Annotated in this window: 1 protein-coding gene; it reads right to left on the bottom strand. The window is 67.2% G+C overall.

The features are described 5' to 3' along the window. Positions 1–259: carboxyl transferase domain-containing protein (locus IG78_RS0141325; RefSeq protein ID WP_030575097.1), on the bottom strand; the 259-nt coding region annotated here is incomplete at both ends.

The raw sequence follows: 259 nt of genomic DNA, 5'->3' as shown, positions 1-259 counted from the left end.
GCCCTCGGCGCCCATGACGGCGATCTCGTTGGTGGGCCAGGCGTAGGTGAGGTCGGCGCCGATGGACTGGCTGTCCATCACGATGTACGCACCCCCGTACGCCTTGCGCAGGATCAGCGAGATACGCGGCACGGTGGCGTTGCAGTAGGCGTACAACAGCTTCGCGCCGTGGCGGATGATGCCGCCGTGCTCCTGGTCGACACCGGGCAGGAAGCCGGGGACGTCCAGGAGGGTGAGGATCGGGATGTTGAAGGCGTCG

Source organism: Streptomyces aureocirculatus, from assembly GCF_000720475.1.
Classification (GTDB): domain Bacteria; phylum Actinomycetota; class Actinomycetes; order Streptomycetales; family Streptomycetaceae; genus Streptomyces; species Streptomyces aureocirculatus.
The sequence above is the reverse complement of the archived record's forward strand: the minus strand, read 5'-3'. Positions and strand labels throughout refer to the sequence as shown.